The sequence below is a fragment of the Pseudomonas sp. NY8896 genome, assembly GCF_039634505.1.
In genome coordinates, this window is sequence record NZ_CP132350.1 from 1,478,197 (window position 1) to 1,499,959 (window position 21,763).

The following is a 21,763-nucleotide window of genomic DNA, read 5'->3' on the forward strand; positions in this document are numbered from 1 at the left end:
GTGTAAGCCACTAAAACGCTTCATGCGTTGTGTTCAGGGCTACTGACTGCAGTTAGAACGAATAGTTTTGTCGCATCCCGAAGCGTTCGAGACACGTCCTGCTCGGCTATCATGGCGATTTTTTCCAGGAGACCCCACCCATGGCCAAGGCCAAGCGCTTGTATGGCTGCACCGAGTGCGGCGCGACCTTCCCCAAATGGGCCGGCCAGTGCGGCGAATGCGGGGCCTGGAACACGCTGGTCGAAACCATGATCGAAAGCGGCGGCGCCGCAGCGCCCAGCAGCGGCCGCGCGGGTTGGACCGGGCAGCAGGCACAGATCAAGACCTTGGCCGAAGTCAGCGTCGAAGAAATCCCGCGCTTCACCACCAGCAGTACTGAACTGGACCGCGTACTGGGCGGTGGCCTGGTGGATGGCTCTGTGGTGCTGATTGGTGGTGACCCCGGTATCGGCAAGTCGACCATTTTGTTGCAAACGTTGTGCAACATCGCCGTCGGCATGCCGGCGCTGTATGTCACCGGTGAGGAGTCGCAGCAACAGGTTGCCATGCGCTCACGGCGGCTGGGCCTGCCCCAGGACCAGCTCAAGGTAATGACCGAAACCTGCATCGAGACCATCATCGCTACGGCACGCGTCGAGAAACCCAGGGTGATGGTGATCGACTCGATCCAGACGATTTTCACCGAGCAGCTGCAATCGGCCCCCGGCGGCGTGGCCCAGGTGCGCGAAAGCACGGCGTTGCTGGTGCGTTACGCCAAGCAGAGCGGCACGGCGATCTTCCTGGTCGGCCACGTGACCAAGGAAGGCTCGCTGGCCGGCCCGCGGGTACTGGAGCACATGGTCGATACCGTGCTGTATTTCGAAGGCGAGTCCGATGGCCGTCTGCGCTTGTTACGGGCGGTGAAGAACCGTTTTGGCGCGGTCAACGAGCTGGGCGTGTTCGGCATGACCGACCGTGGTCTTAAAGAAGTGTCCAACCCGTCGGCGATCTTCCTCAACCGTACCCAGGAAGAAGTGCCAGGCAGCGTGGTAATGGCTACCTGGGAGGGCACCCGGCCAATGCTGGTTGAAGTGCAGGCGCTGGTCGACGATAGCCATCTGGCCAATCCGCGGCGGGTAACCCTGGGCCTGGACCAGAACCGCCTGGCCATGTTGCTGGCGGTGCTGCACCGTCATGGCGGTATTCCTACCCATGACCAGGACGTGTTCCTCAACGTGGTGGGTGGGGTGAAGGTGCTGGAAACGGCTTCGGACCTGGCGCTGCTGGCGGCGGTCATGTCCAGCCTGCGCAATCGGCCGCTGGCCCATGGTCTGCTGGTGTTTGGCGAGATCGGCCTGTCGGGTGAGGTGCGGCCGGTGCCCAGTGGCCAGGAGCGCTTGAAGGAAGCGGCCAAGCACGGCTTCAAGCGGGCCATCGTGCCCAAGGGCAATGCGCCGAAAGAGCCACCGGCGGGGTTGCAGGTGATTGCCGTGACCCGGCTGGAGCAAGCCCTGGATGCATTGTTCGAGTAACTTGTAGCCTGTTCTGGCCCTATCGACGGCGATAGGCCAGAACAGGCAAACGAAAAAGGGGCCGATGATGCGCATCGGCCCCCTCCACCTCACCGCTCAGTCAGCAGTCAATGCTCGGCAACCGCTGCGCGCCTGACCGTTTCATTGCCATGCTCGTCCAGCTCCAGCATCGGCACTTCGTTACCCTCGGCATCGAACAGCTTGCCGTCCTTGAAGTAGTCGCCATCACGCAGCGCGGAAATGTCCGAATACTGGATGGTGCGCTCGTACGCCGCAGCGAACACCGACTGGTTTTCCGAGTTGCCGGTGGTGAAGTGGTTGAAGATCAGGTTCAGCAAGATGGCCATGATCGCCGCCGAGCTGATGCCCGAGTGGAAGATGGTCTCGAACCAGTTCGGGAAGTGGTGGTAGAAGGTCGGCGCGGCAATCGGGATCATGCCGAAGCCCAGCGAGGCCGCGACGATGATCAGGTTGACGTTGTTCTTGTAGCTGACCTTGGACAAAGTACGGATACCGCTGGCCGCCACGGTGCCGAACAGCACGATGCCAGCGCCACCCAGTACCGGGGTAGGCACGGCGGCAATCACCCGGCCCATGATCGGCAGCAGGCCGAGTACCACCAGAATCACACCACCGGTGGCCACCACGTAGCGGCTCTTGACCCCGGTCACGGCCACCAGGCCGACGTTCTGGGCGAACGCGCTCTGGGTGAACGAGCCGAAGATCGGCGCCAGGATGCTCGATGCCATGTCGGCACGCAGGCCGTTGCCCAGGCGCTTGGAGTCAACCTTGGTGTCGATGATTTCACCCACGGCGAGGATGTCGGCCGAAGTTTCCACCAGGGTTACCATGATCACGATGCACATCGACAGGATCGCGGCGATGTGAAACTCCGGCATGCCGAAGTGGAACGGCGTGGGGAAGGCCAGCATCGGGCCTTCGGTGACCTTGCTGAAGTCGGCCATGCCCAGCGACCAGGCGATCAGTGTGCCGATCACCATGGCCAGCAGGATCGACAGGCGCGAAATGGTCGCGCTGCCCAGCTTGCTCAGCAGCAGCACGATGGCGAAGGTCAACCCGGCCAAGCCGATGTTGGCCACGCTGCCGAACTCTGGCGAGGCGCTGTTGCCACCCATCACCCAGCGTGCGGCCACTGGCATCAGGGTCAGGCCGATGGTGGTGATGACGATGCCGGTCACCAGGGGAGGGAAGAACTTGGTGATGCGCGAGAACACCGGGGTGATCAGGAAGCCGATCAGCGACGCCGCCATGACCGCGCCAAGCACGCCAGGCAGGCCACCGCCGCCCTCGCTGCTGAGGATCGCACCCATGGTCGCCACACCGGCGAACGACACGCCCTGCACCAGCGGCAACTGGCAGCCGAAGAACGGCAGGCCAAGGGTTTGCAATAGGGTGGCCAGGCCACCGGCAAACAGCGAGGCGGCGATCAGCATGCCGATTTCGGCACCGTTCAGGCCCGCGGCCTGCCCCAGGATCAGGGGTACCGCGACGATCCCCCCGTACATGGTCAACACATGCTGCAGACCATAAGCCAGGTTGGCACCAAGGCCGAGGTTTTCATCCTCGGGGCGCTTGGCGGGAGACGTGCTAGGGGACGTAGTCATGGAGCAGGCTCTCTGTTTATTGTTGTGCCGCTACTGTAGACACTTACCTCAAATGATTGCCACAAGAATTGTATACAATATTTTGATCGGAGCGCGCACAGATACGACCGCATGGGGTGCTAAATCCCAATGCAGAAGGCGTACCAACTTGTCAGAAGCTGTATTGGAAAGCTGTGTACAAAGTTCTGCTACCCAGGCTTAAAGCTGTCTGGGTAGACAGGAAACACTCGGTGGGAATGATATTAGCTAGCTAAGAGATTTCATTATTCGATGAGTTCGCGCAGCTCGCGCATCATTTCGGTGCTGTCGGCCACGTTCAATTCCACAAGACGGTGCAAATGGCTCATCGAATCGATGTCGATGTACAGGCAGATGAAGCCCAGCCGGCTCGGTTCTTCGTGGCGCAGTTCGACCTGCATTTGCACCTCGGTCACTTCGTCGTTGAGCACGATGTAGGCTTCGAAATCCTGGCTCAGGTCGGGATCCCAGGTTTTCGGGCTTTCGACCAGCAGGCCTTTGAGGGACAGGTCGAGCAGTTTCACCTCCCAGCAACGTTCGCCCTGGCAAAGCCTGGTCGGGGCGTCGAACTGGATACGCTGGAAACGGCGGCGTTCGTCGTGATCGCTCATGGCATGGATCCTTGGGTAGGTCCTAAGGTGACATCCTGACTATAGTTAGAATGTTATGTGCATCAGGTACCGCAATCTGGCCGCAGAGGCTCTAGACCAAAGCAAGTGTGGCAATGCGCGATGACTCGCCCTAGACTCGGTGGGCGGTCTTTCCAATCCACCAGCTGGAAGCTAACCATGAACAACAATAATAGCCTGCTACGCCACATTCCGTGGTTGGCGCTGGCAGTCATAGGGGCCTGCGCGCTGGGTGTGGTTGCCCTGCGTCGCGGCGAGGCAATCAACGCCTTGTGGATCGTGGTCGCGGCGGTGGCCATTTACCTGGTTGCCTACCGTTACTACAGCTTGTTCATCGCCACCAAGGTGATGCAACTCGACCCTCGCCGTGCCACCCCGGCGGTGCTCAACAACGACGGTCTGGACTACGTTCCGACCAACAAACACATTCTTTTCGGTCACCACTTCGCCGCCATCGCGGGCGCAGGCCCCTTGGTCGGCCCGGTACTTGCCGCGCAAATGGGCTACTTGCCCGGCACGTTGTGGCTGATTGCCGGCGTGGTGCTGGCCGGTGCGGTGCAGGACTTCATGGTCCTGTTCATGTCTACCCGCCGCAATGGTCGCTCGCTGGGCGACATGGTGCGCGAGGAGATGGGCCGCATTCCGGGGACCATCGCCCTGTTCGGCTGCTTCCTGATCATGATCATCATCCTCGCGGTGTTGGCGTTGATCGTGGTCAAGGCCCTCGCCGAAAGCCCGTGGGGCATGTTCACGGTGATGGCGACCATCCCGATCGCGATGTTCATGGGCATCTACATGCGCTACATCCGCCCGGGCCGCATTGGCGAGATCTCGGTGGTTGGCGTAGTGCTGCTGCTGGCGTCTATCTGGCTGGGCGGCGTGATCGCTGCGGACCCGGTATGGGGCCCGGCGTTCACCTTCACCGGGGTGCAGATCACCTGGATGCTGGTGGGCTACGGCTTTGTCGCCGCCGTGCTGCCGGTCTGGCTGGTGCTGGCACCACGTGACTACCTGTCGACCTTCCTCAAGATCGGCACCATCGTGGGCCTGGCCATCGGTATCCTGATCATTGCCCCCGAGCTGAAAATGCCGGCGCTGACCCAGTTCACCGACGGCACGGGCCCTGTGTGGAAGGGCACCCTGTTCCCGTTCCTGTTCATCACCATTGCCTGTGGTGCGGTGTCCGGCTTCCACGCGCTGATTTCCTCGGGGACCACCCCCAAGCTGCTGGATAACGAAACCAACGCCCGCTACATCGGCTACGGTGGCATGCTGATGGAATCGTTCGTCGCCATCATGGCCATGGTCGCCGCTTCGGTGATCGAGCCTGGCGTGTACTTCGCCATGAACAGCCCGGCTGCCGTGGTCGGTGCAGACGTAGCGTCGGTGGCGCAGACAGTCAGCAGCTGGGGCTTCCTGATTACACCCGAGCAGCTTGAAGCCGTCGCCCGTGACATCGGCGAGCACACCATCCTGGCCCGTGCTGGTGGTGCGCCTACCTTGGCGGTCGGTATCGCGCAGATCCTGCACCAGGTGTTGCCAGGTGAAAACACCATGGCCTTCTGGTACCACTTCGCGATCCTGTTCGAGGCGTTGTTCATCCTCACCGCAGTGGACGCCGGTACCCGAGCCGGGCGCTTCATGCTGCAGGACCTGCTGGGCAGCTTCGTGCCAGCACTCAAACGCACTGAATCGTGGGGTGCCAACCTGCTCGCCACCGCTGGCTGCGTGGCACTCTGGGGCTACCTGCTTTACCAGGGCGTGATCGACCCGCTGGGCGGCATCAACACCCTGTGGCCGCTGTTTGGCATCTCCAACCAGATGCTGGCCGGTATCGCCTTGATGCTCGGTACCGTGGTGCTGATCAAGATGAAGCGTCAGCGCTACATCTGGGTCACCCTGCTGCCGGCCGTCTGGCTGCTGATCTGCACCACTGCTGCTGGCCTGATCAAGCTGTTCGACCCGAACCCGGCGGTTGGCTTCCTGGCCCTGGCCAAGAAGTACAGCACCGCGCTGGACGCAGGCCAAGTGCTGGCCCCGGCCAAGGACATCGGGCAGATGCAGCACGTGATCTTCAACGCCTACACCAACGCGGGCCTGACGATTCTGTTCCTGCTGGTGGTCTTCAGCATCCTGTTCTTCGCCATCAAGGTCGGCTACGCCGCCCTGGGCCGCAAGGAGCGCACCGACAAGGAAACCCCGTTCCAGGCGTTGCCTGACGCGTAATCGAGAGGACTGCAGTTATGTTCAACGACTTGGGTCGACTGGGAAAATACCTGGGGCAGGCAGCCCGCCTGATGGTCGGCATGCCCGACTACGACAACTATGTCGAGCACATGCAGAAGACGCACCCGGACAAGCCGGTGATGAGCTACGAAGCGTTCTTCCGCGAACGGCAAGAAGCGCGTTACGGCGGCAAGTCCGGGCCCAAGTGCTGTTGAGCCTGCGACACGTGTGAACCTGTGGGAGCCTGGGTAACCGGCTCCCACAGTCATTTTCAGATTCAGGAGACTTTCTGCGTGCAGACGCCTATTCCCGTAACCGTCCTCACGGGCTTCCTCGGTGCCGGCAAGACCACCTTGCTCAAGCACATGCTCAAGGCCGAGCACGGCCTGAAGCTCGCGGTGATCGAAAACGAATTCAGTGAGGCCGGCATTGACAGCCAATTGCTGGGCGACCAGCCGGTGCAGGTGATGACCCTGGCCAACGGTTGTGTGTGTTGCAGCATCCATGGCGACCTGACCCGCGCCCTGTACCTGCTGCTCGAGCGCCTGGATGCCGGGGAAATCGCCTTCGACCGCCTGGTGATCGAATGCACCGGCCTGGCCGACCCGGCGCCGGTAGCGCAAACCTTCTTCATCGACGAGGAACTGCGTGAGCGCTACATCCTCGACGGCATCATCACCCTGGTCGATGCCGCGCATGCCGAACTGCACCTGACCCAGACCATCGCTCAGGCCCAGGTCGGCTTTGCCGATCGCTTGCTGCTGAGCAAGACAGACTTGGTCGAGCCGGCTGCGGTAGACGCGCTGCGCGAGCGCCTGGCCCGCATCAATGGTCGGGCCGCGATCCGGGTGGTTGAACACGGATGCATCGACCTGGCTGAACTACTGGATGTGCGAGGTTTCAACCTCAACCCTGACCTGGGTGCGAACTTGAAACTGACACTGCGCCCGGTGCTCAAACCCGCCACGCCGGACCGTATCTCCACGATGGTGCTGCGCACGGACACTGCGTTGGATATCGATCGCCTCAGCGGCTTCATGAACGAACTGCTGGAAACCCACGGCACACAACTGTTGCGCTACAAGGGCGTGCTGAACATTGCCGGCGAAGAGCGCAAGCTGGTATTCCAAGGTGTGCTCAAGCTCTATGGCTTCGATTGGGACGCCGAGTGGGGCGCTGGCGAAACGCGCGAGAGTGTGATGGTGTTCATCGCCGATGAATTACCCGAAGCTACGATTCGGGCTGGCTTCGAGGCGTTGGCTGCGGGCTGAGCCGCCGCGGCGTCTGCGCTGCGAACCACTGCGGCCAGGAGCTGCGGTGGCGGGTTTCGACCTCGATGCACGGGATCAGCCGCTCGGTCAGCACGGCAGTTTGCCGCACGGCTTTGGCGGTGCGGTACTTGACGCTGTGGATGCACTCGCGGTCGCCGAACTCGCAGCGGTTCAGGGCGGTTCCACCGCAGGGGCCATTGGCCAGGCCTTTGGGGCAGGTTTCTGGGCAGACGTACAAGGTATCTTCGAGGCGGCAGCGGCCACAGGTATCGCAACCCACCAGTGGCCGTTTCACAGCACGCTCCACCTTGTGCAGCACCAGTGCGCCAAGGCGCGTAGCCCATAGAGGCTGGCGCACCGCCCAGCCAAATGCCTTGCTCAGGCCGTTGCGGCGGCTGAACAGCAGTGAATGCATGCCGTGCATCAGGTGATAGCGCGCTTTCTCCTTGAACGTGGCATCGACCTGTGACTCGCCCTGGCGCCAGCTCGCCTGCGGCGGATGGAAGATCACTGCCGGCAGGCCGGGCATCTGCCAGCTGGCCTGCCAGGCGGGCGCCCATTGCTCCAGCGTGTGAACCCGGGTTTGCCAGTGCTCGATACGGGCTTCCAGGGCCAGCAACTGCTTGAGTTCGTGCACCCCTGAGAGGTGCACACCGGCGTAGCCCATCAGCTTTACACCGATGATCTGCAAGGCCAGGCGGTCAACACTGCGCGCCTGGGCAAATACCTTGGACAGCGCGGTCTCCGCTTCGAGCATGTCGCGCATGGACGGGGTGACGGTGACGCCGGCCACATGGTCGAGCATCGTCGCGCGCCCGTGGGTGAGGCTCATGAGGCAGGCCAGCATGGGCTTGGGCGTGGGCTGGCGGCGCATCCAAAGCATGGCTTCCTGGTGCTTGGCGGCATCAAAGCCCAGTTGCAGGGTGAAGAAGTCAGCCCCAGCCGCCAGCTTTTTCTCGGCCTTGAAATACTGGGCGCCGCCTTCTTCCTCGTGGTACTTGAACGGGTTCAGTGCCGCGCCCAGCAGCCAGTGCGGACAGGCTTGGCGGGCAATCTGCAGGGCGGCGACCGATTCCAGGTAGCGCACCGGGCGCAGGCCTGGTTCATGGCCGGGCAGGCGGTCGCCGGTAAGCAGCAACAGCTGATCGAGGCCTGCGGCGTCCATACGCTGCAGTTGCGCGAGCAGGTGATGGCGTTCGCGATCCTTGCCGGAAAAATGCGGCAGGGCAGGCACAGGGTTGGCGAACGAGGCGAGGGCGTCCAGCGGCGACATGTCCAGCGGGCTGCCGACGCGATCGCCGATGGCCACGGTCATCGGCCAGCCGCACAGGTGCGCACGGGCCAAGATCGCTTCCATGGCGGCGAAGCGTTCAGCCGAAGGCTTGGGGACGAATTCCATGACGCAGACGAAGTTCTTTTCGCGCAGCGCGGTTTTCAGCAGGCTCATGTGGCTGGGCACCCGGTGTGGTCAGGGTGGCATTGTGCGGCAGAAGGCGGGCGGGGTCATGTCCGAATGCGCAGGGTGATGCTCTGAATGAGACATCAGCATGATCATGAAGAAATCTTGGGTTCATCTCAAATTTAATGAGTTTGTCTCAAGCGTTTATCCGCCGGAAAATCCCTCTCATTCATTTATGCAGGTTAAGGGACAAAACATGGCACTGGCACACAACCTGGGCTTTCCACACATCAGCGGTGACCGCGAGGCGCGTGCCCGTCACTGGCAGGCTCAGCGTGATGCCGGCATCCAATTGCTGCCAGTGGGTGACTTTGCCTGGCATGATCAACCGTTCGACCTGAGCTGGGCGCAGCTTTTTGATGAAGTGGCACAAGCCAAGGCCTTGGGCCATGCGGTCAAGCCAGTGGTGATCGGCCCGTTGACTTATCTGTGGCAGGGCGAAAACAACGGCAGCATCGAAACGCTGGAACTGCTCGAGCGCCTGCTGCCGCTGTACGATCAGTACCTCAACCGCCTGGCTGCAATGGGCGTGGAGTGGGTGCAGATCGATGAACCGATTCTCGCCGAAGACCTGCCGCAGGACTGGAAAAACGCTTACGAGCGCGTCTACAACATTCTTCAGCGCGCGCCGCTGAAAAAGCTGATTGCCACCTACTACGGTGGCCTTGACGGCAACCTCGGCCTGGCCGTGAACCTGCCTGTCGATGGCCTGCATGTCGACCTGGTACAGGCACCCGAGCAGTACCAGACCCTTCTGGACCGCCTACCGACCTACAAGGTGTTGTCGCTGGGCCTGGTCGACGGCCGCACTGCAGCTGCTTGCGACTTGGGAGAAACCCTGGGCCTGCTGCACGATGCCCATGAGCGTCTGGGGGAGCGGCTATGGCTGGCGCCGGCCTGCTCGTTGTCGCGCAGCCCGGTGGAAGTGGCCGTGCAGAAGTGCCAGGAAGTGGCCGTGCTGGCAGCTGCGCTGGACGAAAACCGAGCTGCGGCTTGATCATCGCCACGGGCGCTTAAAACCCCCTAGAATGCCGACTCCGATCAAATCGACAGGGAGTGATGCGATGCGTGTTCTGGTAGTCGGCGCCAGTAAAGGCCTGGGCAAGGCTTTCATGGAAGGGTTGGGCAAACCCGGCGATACGTTGATTGGGGTGTCGCGCAGCAAACCCGCGGCAGTGAATGTCGGCAAGGGTATTGACGCCCAGTGGATCGAGGCCGATCTAGGCCAGCCTGCCGCTGCAGTAGAGTCGATAGCCCGAGTGCTGGCTGAGGGTGGCGTGGATACGCTGATCTATAACCTCGGCCTGTGGGAGGCCGAAGCGTTCGAAGACCACTACAGCTTCCTTGATGACTGTGACGCAGCGCTGCAGCGCATGGTCGACTGCAACATCACCGCCACCATCCTGCTGGTCAAACGGCTGCTGCCGCTGCTGCTCGAAAGCGAAAAACCACGGATCATCCTGACCGGTTCCACTTCCGGCCTGCCCCAAAGCGGTCGCCCAGAAGTGACCTTCGCTGCCTCCAAGTTCGGCCTGCGCGGCATCGCCGAAGCATTGCGTGAAGGCTATCGAGGGCAAGGCCTTGGGGTGACGTGCCTGAACCTTGGGTACCTCAATACCGAAGACGGCCTGGATGTGCCGGTGGAAGAGGCTGCCGCGCGTGGGGAAGGGGGGCTGATACCGCTGCACGATGTGGTGCTGATGGTGCGCACGCTGCTGGAGCTTTCGGCGGCCAGTTATGTGCGGGAGCTGACCTTGCCGGCGATTGCCGATGAGCGGTTCTGAAGCCTGAGAGTGGTGTTCAAGCAGGCCCGGCCTCTTCGCGGGTAACCCCGCGAAAGGGCCTAGCCTGTTCTACTCAATCTGAGATCAGCGCTCGATCGCCAGTGCCACACCTTGCCCACCGCCAATGCACAAGGTCGCCAGGCCTTTCTTGGCATCGCGCTTGATCATCTCGTGCAGCAAGGTCACCAGCACGCGGCACCCGGAAGCACCAATCGGGTGGCCCAGGGCAATCGCTCCGCCATTCACGTTGACCCGCGCGGCATCCCACTCCAGCGCCTTGCCCACGGCCAGCGCCTGTGCGGCAAAGGCTTCGTTGGCTTCGATCAGGTCCAGTTCGGCCAACTGCCAACCGGCTTTGTCCAGGCAACGCTGGGTCGCCGAAACCGGGCCGATACCCATGATCGCCGGGTCTACCCCGGCACTGGCATAGGCGGCGACCTTCGCCAGCACTGGCAGGCCCAGGGCTTTGGCCTTGGCCGCGCTCATCAACAACACGGCGGCGGCGCCGTCATTCAGGCTGGAGGCATTGCCCGCAGTGACGCTGCCGTCCTTCTTGAAGGCCGGGCGCAGTTTGCCCAGGGACTCGGCGGTGGTGTCCGGGCGTGGCTGCTCGTCACGGGCGAAGACCTTGGGCTCGCCCTTTTTCTGTGGCAGCAGGATGGGGGTGATTTCCGCGTCGAAGCGGCCGGCCTCGATCGCCGCCACCGCCTTGCGCTGCGATTCGGCGGCAAAGGCATCCTGCTGTTCGCGGGTGAGGCTGTACGTGTCCACCAGGTTCTCGGCAGTGATGCCCATGTGGTAGTCATTGAACGCATCCCACAGGCCATCGGTGATCATGCTGTCGATCAGTTGGCCATGGCCCATGCGCTGGCCAGTACGGGCCGAGGGCATCACGTAGGGAGCAAGGCTCATGTTCTCCTGGCCACCGGCAATCACCACCTCGGCGTCGCCGCAGCGGATGGCCTGGGTGGCCAGGTGCAGGGCCTTGAGGCCCGAGCCGCAGACCTTGTTCAGGGTCAGGGCCGGTACGCTGAAGGGCAGGCCGGCCTTGATCGCAGCCTGGCGCGCCGGGTTCTGCCCGGCGCCGGCGGTGAGCACCTGGCCGAGGATGACTTCGTCGACTTGCGCCGGGTCCAGCCCGGTCTGCTCCAGCAGCCGCTTGATCACGGCGGCGCCGAGGTCGACCGCAGGCACGGAGGCCAGGGCGCCCTGGAAGCTGCCAATGGCGGTACGGGTTGCGGCGACGATAACCACGTCGTTCATGTTGTTGTTCTCCGGGCAATAGGCGTAGTGCCACCAGCATCGGCGGGTTTGGCTTATTTGTTAAGTTTGTTTTTCTTTCGGATTGATATGAAAAACAAATCAATGGGCACTTGGCGTCCTCCCCAACTAAGCTGAATTTCGTGCTGTTTCACTCAACCCAATGGAGCCCATACCCATGCGCATCCTGATCGCACTGACCCTCCTGATCGGCAGCAGCACAGCATTCGCCGCCACCCAATGCACCACCGCGGATAAAAGCACCTGGCAAGACCAGGAAAAGTTCCAGGCCCAGCTCAAGGAGCAGGGCTACAAGATCAACAAGTTCAAGGTTACCAAGGGCAATTGCTACGAGATCTATGGGTTCGACAAGGACGGTCGCAAGGTCGAGATTTATCATGACCCGGTGACCGGCAAAGCGGTCAAGTCCGAGTACCACGATTGAACAGCGACGGCATGGTGCGGCTGTGGGATCCCCTCCTGCGGCTGTGCCACCTGTCGATCGCAGCGGTGTTCTTCGCCAACTACTTTTTCAACGAAGAGGGCGATGACTGGCACCAGTGGCTGGGCTACTACGCACTGGCGTGCGTCGTGGTGCGCGTGGTCTGGGGCTTTGTCGGGCCAGCCAGTGCGCGCTGGGCCGACTTCTGGCCAACCCCGGCACGCGTGGCCGGGCACGCGCGCAAGGTGCTGCGTGGGGAGCCTTGCCATCGTCTGGGGCACTCGCCGATTGGCGCCTTGGTGATGCTGTTGATGCTGGCGGGTATCGCTGGCCTGGGCCTGACTGGTTGGGCGTCGCAGGAAGTGGATGCACTGTGGGGCGCCGATTGGCCGACCGACCTGCACGGTTGGTTGGCCAATGCGGTGCTGGCGCTGGTGTGTGTGCATGTGCTGGCGGCCATCTACGAAAGCGTGCTGCTGCGCGAAAACTTGCCGTTGTCGATGATCACCGGGCGCCGGCGGCGTCGTGATTGAGGCCAGGCCAGGCAACCTCATTCAAACGGCCGGGCACTGATGGGTCACACAGTGAATCCCCCCACCTCCAGCCGCGATGGCATCGATGTCCAGTTGCACGATATCCCGCCCTGGATACAACGCCGCCAGCAGTGCTCGGGCCTTCTCATCCGCCTGCGCATCACCGAACTGCGGTGCGATGATCGCGCCGTTGATCACGAAGTAATTGATGTACCCCGCTGCAAAGTCGTCATTACCTTTGCTGAACTTGTTACGCCGCCCGCGCAGCGGCGGTGACACCACGTGAACCTGCAGTTTACGGCCTTCGGCATCGGTGGCCTGCTTCAGGATTTCCAGGTGTTTACGCGTCACGGCGTGGTCATAGGAGTCCGGGTCGTTGTCCAGGTTGGCAATCACCACACCCGGCCGCACGAAGCGGGCGTAGAAATCCACATGCCCATCAGTGGTGTCTTCCCCGGCGATGCCCGGCAGCCAGATTATCTTGCTCAGGCCCAGCCGCGCCTTCAGCTCGGCCTCGACCTCGGCTTTGCTCCAGTCCGGGTTGCGGTTGGCATTGACCCAACTGCTCTCGGTCATGATGCCGGTGCCGTGCCCGTCCACCTCGATGGCGCCCCCTTCCCCCACCAGCTCGCTGCGCTGGTAGCGCGCGTTGGCCAGGGTGGCAACGCGTTTGGCCAGCTGGGCATCGTTACGGTGGCGCTGCTTGTTGCCCCAGCCATTGAAGTTGAAGTCCACCGCCGCCAGGGCGCCGTCATCGTCGACGACGAAATTGGCACCGATGTCGCGCATCCAGATGTCATCCAGTTGGCATTCGACAAAATGTGTGTTGTGGTGGCCACAGTGCTGCTCGGCCAGCTGGCGCTCGCTGGCGCGGCAGAACACGGTCACCGGCTGATAACGCGCGATGGCCTGGCTAATGCGACCGAGTGCGGCTTGCACGTCGGCGGTGAAGTCCTCCCAGATCGCATCCTGGGCGCCAAAGGCGATGAAGGCGCGCTGTTGCAATTCGCCCTCGTCAGGCATGAACCAGCGCCCCGGTTCTTCGGCACGGGCCAGCCCCAGGGGCAGGCCAAGGCCAGCGCCGAGGCCGGCGGCCAACGACAGTTGCAGGAAGGTTCTACGGCTTGGCATGGTTCAGTCCTGTGCAGTCTTGAAGCGCGTCCACACACGCATGCGTGCCCGCATGTCGGCCTGTGGAATATCCCGGCCCGGAATCAGCCGGGCATAGGTGGCTTCGTCGAGATAGATATCGGGGTTGTCGCGCATGCGTGGGTCCACCGCCTGGCGCGCTTTGGCGCTGGCCGTGGGGTAGCCGGTGAAGTTGCTGATGGCAGCCATGTTCGCCGGGCGCATGACGAAGTTGATGAAACGATAGGCGTATTCCGGGTGCCTGGCATCGGCCGGAATGGCCATGGTGTCCATCCACACCGTGGTGCCTTGGCGCGGTACGCGGTACTGGAAGTCGAGGTGCTTGCCAGCGGACTCGGCGGTACGCTGGGCCTGGATCACATCGCCGCTGTAGCCCAGTGACAGGCACAAGTTCTCGTTGACCAATTCGGTCACCGGCTGGGACTGGAACTTGCGCACATACGGGCGTATCGCCTTGAGCAGTTCGCTGGCGGCGGCCAGGTCCTCACGCTTGGCACTGCGTGGTTCGCGGCCCAGGTAGTTGAGTACTACGGCCAGCACTTCATCGGGCGAGTCGATGACCGAGATACCACAGTCAGCGAACTTGGCCGCCAGCTCCGGCTTGAACAGCAAGTCGAGGTTGTCCAGCGGTGCACCAGGCATGCGCTGGCGAACCTTGTCGGCGTTCACCGTCAGGCCGATGGTGCCCCAGGTGTAGGGCACCGTGGCCTGGCTGGCCTTGGGGTATTGGGCATGCAGCTTGCGCAGGCCGGGCTCGATATCGTCGAGCGCCTCCAGGCGGCTGTGGTCCAGTGGCTGCAGGCTGCCAGCGCGCATCAAACGCTCTGCAACGGTATCGCCGGGGAACACCAGGTCGTAACCACTGCGCCCGGACATCAGCTTGGCTTCGAGCACTTCACTGCCGTCCATCACGTCGTAGATCACCTGAATACCGGTTTCGGCCGTGAACTGCTTGAGGGTGTCCTCGGCAAAATAGTCGGCCCAGTTGTACAGGCGCAGCACCGGCTGTTCGGCCAGTGCCTGGCCAGCGCAGGCGGCCAGTGCCAATGCGGCTAGAACGTGGTGTTTCATGCTCAGGCCCTCAGGCTGTGTGGGTGTGTACCGTCCAGGGTCAGCAGCGTTGCGTACATTTCCGGGCGGCGATCACGGAAGATGCCCCAACTCAGGCGGTCTTCGCGCATGCCGGCCAGGTCCAGGTCATGCAGCCAGATGCCGCTGCTGTCGCGGTCGGCTTCGGCGAGCATGGCGCCCTTGTGGTCGCAGATGAACGATGAGCCATAGAAGCGCATGGCTAGCGCTGCATCGCTGGCGGCAACTTCCTCGCCCACGCGGTTGGCTGCCACCACCGGCAGCAGGTTGGCGGCGGCATGGCCGCGCATGGCGACCTGCCAATGGTCGCGAGAGTCCAGTTCGGCGCAGCCCGGCTCGGAGCCGATGGCGGTGGGGAACAGCAGCACCTCGGCGCCCATCAGGGCCAGGCAGCGAGCGGTTTCGGGGAACCACTGATCCCAGCAGATACCGATGCCCAAGCGCCCGAAGGCGGTATCCCAGACCTTGAAGCCGGTGTCGCCAGGGCTGAAGTATTCCTTCTCCTGGTAGCCGATGGCGTTGGGGATGTGGGTCTTGCGGTACACACCGAGCAGGCGGCCATCGGCGTCGGCCACGGTCAGCGAATTGAAGAAGGCATTGCCGGCGCGCTCGTACCAGCTCAGCGGCAGAACCACGCCCAGCTCGCCGGCCAGCGCGGCGAAGCGCTGCAGGATCGGGCTGTCGGGGTAGGGCTGGGCAAGGGCCTGGTGCTGGTGATTCTGCTCGATGCAGAAGTACGGGGTAGCGAACAACTCCTGCAGCAGGATCACCTGGGCGCCCTTGGCAGCGGCCTGGCGTACCAGTTGCTCGGCGCGGTCGAGGTTGTCGGGCAGGTTCCAACTGCACGGCATCTGCGTGGTGGCGATACGCAACTGGCTCATGGCTGCACCTCGGGCTGCTGCTGGGTGATGCAATGAATGCCGCCACCGCCGTAGGCGATGTGGTCAATGCGCACCGGCACGATCTCCCGGCCTGGGAAGGCGTGGCCCAGCTGCGCAGCGGCCTCCTGGTCGGCAGCGATGCCATAGGCCGGCATGATGATCGCGCCGTTGGCGATGTAGAAGTTGGTGTAGGACGCGCAGAACACCTCGGCATTCTGATCGACGGCGGCGCTGGCCTCGTACAGGTCGAGCAGTTCGAAATGGCGGCCTTGGGCGTCGGTGGCCAGTTCCAGGGCGCGGCGGTTTTCCCGCACCACCTCGGCGTACACCGAGTGTTGCTCATGGGTGGCGTCGACCAGCAGCACGCCTGGGCGGGCGAAGGCGCATACGCCATCGACGTGGCCGTCGGTCATGTCACTGGTGACGTACTGCGGGTCACCCGGCAGCCAGATGGTCTTGCTGATGCCCAGGTAGCGGGCGAAACAGGCCTCGAATTCAGCCTTGCTGATGCCTGGGTTACGGTTAGGGTTGAGCAGCACCGATTCGGTGGTGATCAGTGTGCCTTCGCCATCCACATGGATCGCCCCACCTTCGTTGCACAGGGACGTGCTGAAACCGTCCAGGCCCAGCTGGTCGAGCATGCGTCGGCCAAGGCTGCGGTCCAGGCTGTGGTGCGACTTGCCGCCCCAGGCATTGAAACGCCAGCTCAGGCCGGCCAGGCCATGCTGTGGGTGGCAGACGAAGCTTGGGCCGCTGTCACGGCACCAGCTGTCGTCCACGGCCAGTTCGATCAGCTCGATATTGGCGCCGCACAAGGCGCGGGCGCTGGCCATGGCGGAGGGGTCGACCACCATCTTTACCGGTTCGAAACGGGCGATGGCCGCTGCGACACGGGCGTAGTCCTGTTGTACATCGGCCAGGCGCACGTGCCAGCCGCTTTCCCATACGGCCTGGTTGTGTGGCCAGACCATCCAGGTTGCCGCGTGGCGGGCCCATTCGGCAGGCATACGCCAGCCGCTGTTGAGGGACAGGTGCATAGTGAACTCCGATCTATTAAGGATTTTTATCAACGAAGCCCGCCGTCGCGGGTGTTGGTGTCCATGCTATGGCTAGGTTTGGCTGGCGACAAACGATAGATTTAGCGCATATCTGATTAGCGGGTCTTATCAATCATGCTCAAACACTGGCCACCCCTTAATGCCCTGCGCGGCTTCGAGGCCGCTGCGCGGCTAGGCAGCTTCCACAAGGCCGCCGAGGCGTTGAACCTGACCCAGTCGGCCATCAGCCAACAAATTCGCAGCCTGGAAACCTACCTGGAGCAGCCGCTGTTTCATCGCAGTGGCCGTAGCGTGAGCCTGACCGACGCCGGGCACGACCTGCTCAGCACCACGCAATCGCTGTTGCAGCACCTGGCCGTAGGCATTCGCCGGCTAGACCAGTACCGCAAGCCCAATCAGCTGGTGGTGAACACCAGCCCGGCTTTTGCCAGGCACTGGCTGCTGCCGCGGCTGGCGGACTTTCACCAGCGCTGTCCGCAGGTCGACTTGTGGTTGTTTACCAGTTTCGAGGTGCCGGACATGGCCACCGAGACCATCGACCTGGCTATCCGCGATGATCTCAGTGCCCAGGCTGAGTGCAGCTTCAGCGTGCTGCATCAGGACCAGCTGTACCCGGCTTGCCATCCTTCCCTGGCGACTGCAACCGCGCGTACGACCTTGCACGGCGAACGGGAGATGGACTGGAGCCATTGGCAACTGGAGGGCGGCGAGGATGTTGGGCAGCAGGGCAAGGGGCTGAATTTTTCCGACCCGGGGCTGTTGCTGGATGCGGCGAGCGAGGGGTTGGGGGTGGCGTTGGTCAGCCAGTTGCTGGCGCGTCGGGCCGTGCAAGAGGGGCGTTTGCAGGCGTTGTCGGCGCAGCGGGTGCGGGGGCCTGCGTGGGCTTGCCTGGTGCATCGGGAGAGTCAGGAGGATCCGCTGGCCCGGCAGTTTCTGGACTGGTTGAGAGCCGCGTTGGCCTTGGATTGATGCCGGCACGCAAGAACCTCGGTTTTGCATCCCCATGATCACCCCGTAATATGTGTCGGATAACCTGCGGGGGTAGTCTCACCCTCTGATCAATCGGAATCGCCCCAAGCGGCGCTTCCCCGGCATAAACCTGACGAGGTACAGACATTGGCCATCATTCATCCTAAGGTTCGCGGTTTCATCTGCACCACGACTCACCCGAAGGGCTGCGAGCTCAACGTCCGTGACCAGATCGAAGCCACCCGCAAGCTGGGCGTGCGCGAGGATGGCCCGAAGAAGGTCCTGGTCATTGGCGCTTCCAGCGGCTACGGCCTGGCAGCTCGCATCACCGCGGCGTTCGGCTTCAAGGCCGACACCCTGGGTGTGTTCTTCGAAAAGCCTGGCACTGAGACCAAGGCCGGCACCGCTGGCTGGTACAACTCTGCAGCCTTCGACAAGTTTGCCAAGGCCGAAGGCCTGTACAGCAAGTCGATCAACGGTGACGCCTTCTCTGACGAAGCCCGTGCCAAGGTCATCGAACTGATCAAGAACGAAATGGGTGGCAAGGTCGACCTGGTCATCTACTCGCTGGCATCGCCTGTGCGCAAGCTGCCGCAGACCGGTGAAGTGATTCGCTCGGCACTCAAGCCGATCGGCGAGCCGTACAAGTCGACCGCCATCGACACCAACAAGGACACCATCATCGAGGCCAGCATCGAGCCGGCCACGGAGCAGGAAATCGCCGACACCGTCACCGTCATGGGTGGCCAGGACTGGCAGCTGTGGATCGATGCCCTGGCAGGCGCCAACGTGCTGGCCGAAGGCGCTCGCACCGTGGCCTTCAGCTACATCGGCAGCGATATCACCTGGCCGATCTACTGGCACGGTGCCCTGGGCCAGGCCAAGCAGGACCTGGACGAAACCGCCCTGCGTCTGGACCAGAAACTGGCCGATGAAGTGAAAGGCGGCGCCAACGTGGCCGTGCTCAAGTCGGTGGTGACCCAGGCCAGCTCGGCCATCCCGGTGATGCCGCTGTACCTGTCGATGGTCTTCAAGATCATGCAGGAGAAAGGCATTCACGAAGGTACTCAGAACCAGCTCGACCGCATGTACCGCGACCGTATGTACCGTGCCGACGGTGCGCCGGCCGACGTTGACGAGAAGGGCCGTCTGCGCCTGGACGACTGGGAACTGCGCGACGACGTTCAGACCGCCTGCAAGGCCCTGTGGCCACAAGTGACCACCGAGAACCTGTTCGAGCTGACCGACTACGCCGGTTACAAGAAGCAGTTCCTCAACCTGTTCGGTTTCGAGCGCGCTGACGTCAACTACGACGAAGACGTGGCCACCGATGTCAAGTTCGACTGCATCGAGCTGTAACCGTAGTTAACCTGCACCGGCCCTTTTGCGGGTAAACCCGCGAAGAGGCCGGTACAGGCTATAAAATCTTTGCTAGCTTTGGCGCACAACAACAGGGAATGCGCCATGAGTAGCCTCACCCAACCCGCCGCCCCCTTTCGCCAGGCCACAGCCGACGGTTACAGCCTCGGCGGCTTCTGCTGGCGCCACGCTCGCCCTGACCCCCAGCGTCCGCTGGTGATCATCAACGCTGCCACTTCGGTACGCTGCCGCTATTACTCCCGCTTTGCCGACTACCTGTTTGCCCAGGGCTGCGATGTGCTGACCTACGATTACCGTGGCATCGGCGAGTCCCGCCCAGCTTCGTTGCGCGGCTTCCAGGCCTCGTGGAGCGATTGGGGCAGGCTGGATTTCGAAGCGATGCTGGCGCATGCGGCAGAGCATTTCCCCGGTCAGCCAGTAGACGTGGTGGGGCACAGTTTCGGCGGCTGCGCAGTAGGGCTGGCCGCGTCGGCAGGCCAGGTACGCCGGGTAGTGATGGTGGGCGCGCAGTTTGCCTATTGGCGCGACTACGCGGTCGGCCAGCGCTGGCAGCTGCTCGGCAAGTGGCATGTGGTAATGCCGCTACTGACCCGGATATTCGGCTACTTCCCCGGCAAACGCCTGGGTTGGCTTGAAGACACGCCATCCGGCGTGGTGCACGACTGGACCACACGTACCCCACGTTACGAGCATCGCCCCAGCGCTCGGGCGCTGGCGACGCTTCCGTTCGTTCAGGTGCGGGCGGCGACGCTGGCCATCAGCCTCACTGACGACCCGTTTGGCACCGTGGCGGCGACCGAGCGATTGTTGGGTTATCTACAGGGTGCCCGGCACCTGCGTATCGCGCCTGTGGATATCTCGGTCGACGAAATTGGCCATTTCGCGTTTTTCCATGACCGGTTTCGCGAAAGCTTGTGGCCGGTGGCCTTGCAGTGGCTGCAGCAGGGAGAGCTGAAAGAAGGGGGGCCTGGAACCATCATGGATTGAGGGTGGGATCGATATTTTGGGGCTGCTTTGCAGCCCATCGCGACACAAGGCCGCTCCCACAGGAGGTATGCGCCCCTTATGGGAGTGGCCCGGGCTATCTCAAGCCTTGCGCGACAGGGGCTGCCCGGCAAATTTCACGCCCGCCAGACCCTGCTTGATCAGCGCGCGGATATTGCCATGGTCGCTGCCCTCGGGCGTGGCCACCACGTCACGGTAGTGCTCGCCAAAGGCCAGCAGCGCTTCCTGGTCGCTCAGCCCTTCCAGCAAAGCCAGGCCCAGGGTTTTGCACGAACCTTCGTTTTGCCCGGCCGCATTCTCCACGCCGCCATTGTTGAACGCCTGAGGCTGGTAGCTGTAGTTGTCGGCAATGAACGCCAGGGTATCGGCAAAGACATGTTGGCCGCTGGCCAGGCTGGCGCGCAGGGTGTTCAGATCAGTCACGAGGTTTTCCTTTTTCGAACGCCGCTTGTTGTTCGGCGCTGGCTTCTTTCTGGTGTTGGGCTTTCCACTCGGCGTAGGGCATGCCGTACACCGCTTCGCGGGCATCATCCAGGCTCAGGTCGAGCTGGCGCTCGTCAGCCGCGGCCTTGTACCACTTGGACAGGCAGTTGCGGCAGAAACCGGACAGGTTCATCAGGTCGATGTTCTGTACATCGGTGCGCTTTTGCAGGTGTTCGACCAGGCGGCGGAACGCGGCGGCCTCAAGTTCGAGCTGTTGTTGTGGCGTCATGGGTGTCTCTCAAGTCATGCGGTTCTTCAGGTGGCGGCCACCGTTGATGACCACCTGGCTGCCGGTGCTGTACTGGCTGGCGAGCAGGTACTTGACTGTCTCGATCAGCGGGCCGGCGCCGGGTTCGAATTCCAGCAGGGCCTTTTTCAGGGTTTGCTGGCGGTAGGCTTCGTCACCCCCTTCCTTGAGGATCAGCAGCCCGGGCAGGATACCGTTCACGTGCACCTTGGGCGCATATTTTTCGGCAAATGACAGCACCATGTTCTGCAGCGCGGCCTTGGTGGCGGCGTAGCCGATGTGGCTTTTACTGCCGCGCGAAGAGGTTTCGTCGCAGATGTGGATGATGTCGGCCTTTTCCACCTTGGCCAGCAGGTCGCCCAGGGCCAGGTTGAGGTGGTAGGGCGCTTCGACGTGCAGGCGGAACATGGTGTCGAGGTTGTCGAGGCCATCGTCGAGCCACAGCGAGGCGTTATGGATGATGGCGCGCAAGCCGTCGTAATGGGTGTGCAGGTGGTCGATCAGGGCCTGGCGGTCGGCTGGCTGGCACAGGTCGGCCTGGAACTGCACGATGTTCGGGTGGGCCGCCTGTGGCTGGATGCTGCGGCTGGCACTGACCACCGTATGGCCGGCCTGTGCCAGTTCAAGGGCCAGGGCCAGCCCGACGCGCTGGCTGGCTCCGGTAACGAGAATGGGGCTGTTCATGTTCGGGGCGGTCAACTTGTCTGTCCTTTGGTTGCCACCCAGCATACCCGAACTGTTTCC

22 protein-coding genes are annotated in these 21,763 nt (G+C 62.6%); 11 read left to right on the forward strand and 11 right to left on the reverse strand.

From position 1 onward, the window contains the following. Positions 1 to 140 precede the first annotated feature (140 nt). Positions 141 to 1,511, forward strand: a complete 1,371-nt coding sequence (gene radA / locus Q9451_RS06535; RefSeq protein ID WP_012274175.1) for a DNA repair protein RadA — start codon at positions 141 to 143, stop codon at positions 1,509 to 1,511. A gap of 107 nt (positions 1,512 to 1,618) precedes the next feature. Here the strand turns inward: radA and Q9451_RS06540 are convergent, their stop codons facing one another. Next, positions 1,619 to 3,136: a nucleobase:cation symporter-2 family protein gene (locus Q9451_RS06540; protein WP_012274174.1), complete on the reverse strand. Its 1,518-nt coding sequence runs from the start codon at positions 3,134 to 3,136 to the stop codon at positions 1,619 to 1,621. A 263-nt stretch (positions 3,137 to 3,399) separates the two neighbouring features. Next, positions 3,400 to 3,765 carry a PilZ domain-containing protein gene (locus Q9451_RS06545; RefSeq protein WP_012274173.1) on the reverse strand — a complete coding sequence of 122 codons (366 nt, stop codon included), beginning with the start codon at positions 3,763 to 3,765 and terminating at the stop codon, positions 3,400 to 3,402. Positions 3,766 to 3,942: 177 nt separating this feature from the next. On the opposite strand from Q9451_RS06545, the gene Q9451_RS06550 reads away from it, so the two are divergent. From Q9451_RS06550 to yjiA, 3 genes are all read left to right on the forward strand, one after another. Beyond that, complete coding sequence (locus Q9451_RS06550) at positions 3,943 to 6,009, forward strand: carbon starvation CstA family protein (protein ID WP_012274172.1); 2,067 nt, start codon at positions 3,943 to 3,945, stop codon at positions 6,007 to 6,009. A gap of 17 nt (positions 6,010 to 6,026) precedes the next feature. Further along, the gene (locus Q9451_RS06555; RefSeq protein WP_003251633.1) at positions 6,027 to 6,224 is read left to right on the forward strand and encodes a YbdD/YjiX family protein; all 198 of its coding nucleotides are present in this window, start codon (positions 6,027 to 6,029) and stop codon (positions 6,222 to 6,224) included. 78 nt (positions 6,225 to 6,302) lie between these two features. Further along, a complete protein-coding gene (yjiA, locus tag Q9451_RS06560) occupies positions 6,303 to 7,280 on the forward strand; it encodes a GTPase (RefSeq protein ID WP_012274171.1) in 978 nt (325 codons plus the stop codon). Here the strand turns inward: yjiA and Q9451_RS06565 are convergent. Further along, complete coding sequence (locus tag Q9451_RS06565) at positions 7,240 to 8,727, reverse strand: methylenetetrahydrofolate reductase C-terminal domain-containing protein (protein ID WP_012274170.1); 1,488 nt, start codon at positions 8,725 to 8,727, stop codon at positions 7,240 to 7,242. The two genes, yjiA and Q9451_RS06565, sit on opposite strands and share 41 nt — an antisense overlap. A 208-nt stretch (positions 8,728 to 8,935) precedes the next feature. Between Q9451_RS06565 and Q9451_RS06570 the strand changes: the two genes are divergently transcribed. Then, positions 8,936 to 9,736 carry a 5-methyltetrahydropteroyltriglutamate--homocysteine methyltransferase gene (locus Q9451_RS06570; RefSeq protein ID WP_012274169.1) on the forward strand — a complete coding sequence of 267 codons (801 nt, stop codon included), beginning with the start codon at positions 8,936 to 8,938 and terminating at the stop codon, positions 9,734 to 9,736. Between the two features lie 67 nt (positions 9,737 to 9,803). After that, entirely contained in the window at positions 9,804 to 10,523 is a 720-nt protein-coding gene (locus Q9451_RS06575; protein WP_012274168.1) for an SDR family NAD(P)-dependent oxidoreductase, read from the forward strand. 84 nt (positions 10,524 to 10,607) lie between these two features. On the opposite strand, the gene Q9451_RS06580 is transcribed toward Q9451_RS06575, so the two are convergent. Beyond that, positions 10,608 to 11,786, reverse strand: a complete 1,179-nt coding sequence (locus Q9451_RS06580) for an acetyl-CoA C-acetyltransferase (RefSeq protein WP_012274167.1) — start codon at positions 11,784 to 11,786, stop codon at positions 10,608 to 10,610. A 175-nt stretch (positions 11,787 to 11,961) separates the two neighbouring features. Between Q9451_RS06580 and Q9451_RS06585 the strand changes: the two genes are divergently transcribed. Together Q9451_RS06585 and Q9451_RS06590 are read left to right on the forward strand one after the other, a co-directional pair. After that, positions 11,962 to 12,228: a PepSY domain-containing protein gene (locus tag Q9451_RS06585; RefSeq protein ID WP_012274166.1), complete on the forward strand. Its 267-nt coding sequence runs from the start codon at positions 11,962 to 11,964 to the stop codon at positions 12,226 to 12,228. After that, entirely contained in the window at positions 12,225 to 12,758 is a 534-nt protein-coding gene (locus Q9451_RS06590; protein WP_080516267.1) for a cytochrome b/b6 domain-containing protein, read from the forward strand. Before Q9451_RS06585 ends, Q9451_RS06590 begins: the two co-directional genes overlap by 4 nt. Before the next feature lie 21 nt (positions 12,759 to 12,779). On the opposite strand, the gene Q9451_RS06595 is transcribed toward Q9451_RS06590, so the two are convergent. From Q9451_RS06595 to Q9451_RS06610, 4 genes are read right to left on the reverse strand one after another with little or no spacing between them, the layout of a single operon-like run. After that, positions 12,780 to 13,889 (reverse strand): agmatine deiminase family protein, encoded by a 1,110-nt coding sequence (locus tag Q9451_RS06595; RefSeq protein ID WP_012274164.1) that lies wholly within the window; start codon positions 13,887 to 13,889, stop codon positions 12,780 to 12,782. A gap of 3 nt (positions 13,890 to 13,892) precedes the next feature. Then, positions 13,893 to 14,978: an extracellular solute-binding protein gene (locus tag Q9451_RS06600; RefSeq protein ID WP_012274163.1), complete on the reverse strand. Its 1,086-nt coding sequence runs from the start codon at positions 14,976 to 14,978 to the stop codon at positions 13,893 to 13,895. A gap of 2 nt (positions 14,979 to 14,980) precedes the next feature. Then, entirely contained in the window at positions 14,981 to 15,877 is an 897-nt protein-coding gene (gene aguB, locus Q9451_RS06605) for an N-carbamoylputrescine amidase (protein WP_012274162.1), read from the reverse strand. Beyond that, positions 15,874 to 16,914 (reverse strand): agmatine deiminase family protein, encoded by a 1,041-nt coding sequence (locus Q9451_RS06610; RefSeq protein WP_012274161.1) that lies wholly within the window; start codon positions 16,912 to 16,914, stop codon positions 15,874 to 15,876. Before Q9451_RS06610 ends, aguB begins: the two co-directional genes overlap by 4 nt. Before the next feature lie 135 nt (positions 16,915 to 17,049). On the opposite strand from Q9451_RS06610, the gene Q9451_RS06615 reads away from it, so the two are divergent. From Q9451_RS06615 to Q9451_RS06625, 3 genes are all read left to right on the forward strand, one after another. Further along, on the forward strand, positions 17,050 to 17,904 hold the full coding sequence (locus Q9451_RS06615) for a LysR substrate-binding domain-containing protein (protein WP_012274160.1): 855 nt from the start codon (positions 17,050 to 17,052) through the stop codon (positions 17,902 to 17,904). Between the two features lie 147 nt (positions 17,905 to 18,051). Next, the gene (gene fabV / locus Q9451_RS06620) at positions 18,052 to 19,263 is read left to right on the forward strand and encodes an enoyl-ACP reductase FabV (protein WP_012274159.1); all 1,212 of its coding nucleotides are present in this window, start codon (positions 18,052 to 18,054) and stop codon (positions 19,261 to 19,263) included. Between the two features lie 105 nt (positions 19,264 to 19,368). Continuing rightward, on the forward strand, positions 19,369 to 20,271 hold the full coding sequence (locus tag Q9451_RS06625) for an alpha/beta fold hydrolase (protein ID WP_012274158.1): 903 nt from the start codon (positions 19,369 to 19,371) through the stop codon (positions 20,269 to 20,271). 99 nt (positions 20,272 to 20,370) lie between these two features. Here Q9451_RS06625 and Q9451_RS06630 read toward each other — a convergent pair whose 3' ends face one another. Genes Q9451_RS06630 through folM form a run of 3 tightly spaced genes read right to left on the reverse strand, consistent with a single transcriptional unit; the run spans position 20,371 to position 21,748 of the window. Then, on the reverse strand, positions 20,371 to 20,712 hold the full coding sequence (locus Q9451_RS06630; RefSeq protein WP_012274157.1) for a HopJ type III effector protein: 342 nt from the start codon (positions 20,710 to 20,712) through the stop codon (positions 20,371 to 20,373). Continuing rightward, positions 20,705 to 21,001 (reverse strand): DUF1244 domain-containing protein, encoded by a 297-nt coding sequence (locus tag Q9451_RS06635; protein WP_012274156.1) that lies wholly within the window; start codon positions 20,999 to 21,001, stop codon positions 20,705 to 20,707. The genes Q9451_RS06630 and Q9451_RS06635 overlap by 8 nt, the downstream gene beginning before the upstream one ends. A gap of 9 nt (positions 21,002 to 21,010) precedes the next feature. Continuing rightward, positions 21,011 to 21,748 carry a dihydromonapterin reductase gene (gene folM / locus Q9451_RS06640; RefSeq protein WP_012274155.1) on the reverse strand — a complete coding sequence of 246 codons (738 nt, stop codon included), beginning with the start codon at positions 21,746 to 21,748 and terminating at the stop codon, positions 21,011 to 21,013. Between the last annotated feature and the right edge of the window lie 15 nt (positions 21,749 to 21,763).